The organism is Acinetobacter uliginosus, from assembly GCF_044130295.1.
GTDB lineage: Bacteria > Pseudomonadota > Gammaproteobacteria > Pseudomonadales > Moraxellaceae > Acinetobacter.
The window spans coordinates 1-1,087 of the sequence record NZ_JBIQOC010000195.1 but is presented as its reverse complement, the minus strand read 5'-3'; the positions used below and the strand labels follow the sequence as shown (position 1 = coordinate 1,087).

The 1,087-nt window shown below is 33.1% G+C and carries 2 protein-coding genes; one reads left to right on the top strand and one right to left on the bottom strand.

Features of this window, described 5'->3' with window-relative positions; all coding sequences use genetic code 11:
* Positions 1-208: 208 nt before the first annotated feature.
* Positions 209-454 carry a hypothetical protein gene (locus ACE01T_RS17705; RefSeq protein ID WP_395519796.1) on the bottom strand — a complete coding sequence of 82 codons (246 nt, stop codon included), beginning with the start codon at positions 452-454 and terminating at the stop codon, positions 209-211.
* Positions 455-607: 153 nt separating this feature from the next.
* Here ACE01T_RS17705 and ACE01T_RS17700 point away from each other — a divergent pair, with 153 nt between their 5' ends.
* Positions 608-832 (top strand): hypothetical protein, encoded by a 225-nt coding sequence (locus ACE01T_RS17700; RefSeq protein WP_004758944.1) that lies wholly within the window; start codon positions 608-610, stop codon positions 830-832.
* The last annotated feature ends 255 nt before the right edge of the window (positions 833-1,087 follow it).

Below are 1,087 nucleotides of genomic sequence, written 5' to 3'. Positions count from 1 at the left end.
TGTAAATTTAGAGTACACCCTAAAGTAACGTCATGGCGACCCCAATCCTGAACCTAAAATCAATGTCTTAGAAGCCGTGGAACATCAATTTTTGTATGTTCAAAGAAAGTCTTAGATTTATACGTAACAATAAAAAGCCAGTTGTATGAACTGGCTGTTATTTGGGATTTACTTACCCATTTCGATTTTTTACCGTGCCTCTCATAAATTAACAGTCAAAGCTGAAGAAGTGTTCTGGGAAACAAGAAACAAAGGCTTTTTGAATATCGCTGTACTCACACTCAGGATGCTTCTCTAAATAACGTCTAGTCCAAATCAGTGTGGCTTCATAATCGTTAAAGCACTGATCGAGTTGTAAAAAAATCCACAGTTCATTGGCTTTTTGAATGAAAAACTCATTAATAATCATGAGAGCAATTTTCTTTTCAGTGTTTGAATCCGGGTATGAGTACATAGTATGTTTCTCCTATAGAGATGATAAATAGGTTAGTTGATAAGCTATTTATAACACATAAAAATATGTGTTTGCCACATAATTTTATGTGTTTTTATGTAAATGTAACCCTATGCTATAATCTCAAAACACCATTTCTATAAATTTAATTAAATGCCATATACTGAATTTCAACGTCTTGTCGGTAAAGCAGGGCTTTCAATTAAGGAATTTGCTGCCTTATTGGATATGAAACCTAATTCGATTACGAATTACAGTAAACAAGGTGTGGTTCCTACACATATTGCTGTAATCGTTGCGTTGATTTCTACGATGAAAGATGAGGGATTAGATTTCTATCCAATTTTTGAAAAAGTTAAGTCGTATTCACAAGAATAAAACTCTCGTTTTTTGATTGTTGTAAGCTTTTTAGTAGATATTAATGATGTAAAAAATGCCTGAAGTTCAGGCATTTTTTTTGTTTCAAGGACTTATAAGCCTCGATAGAACTTTTCAATAAAGTATCGAGTTTTGAGAACCAGGGTGATCATCAAATTCTTATGTTCTGAGATCTTAGGTCGAGCAATCGATAAACCGGACATTTCTATTTGGGGGTTACAACTGAATTTCGCATAAGAGATTTTATGTTAAATA

Bases quoted from the DNA above. Each gene is read 5' to 3' on its own strand.
- ACE01T_RS17705 (WP_395519796.1), bottom strand. From the start codon at position 454: ATGTACTCATACCCGGATTCAAACACTGAAAAGAAAATTGCTCTCATG.
- ACE01T_RS17700 (WP_004758944.1), top strand. From the start codon at position 608: ATGCCATATACTGAATTTCAACGTCTTGTCGGTAAAGCAGGGCTTTCA.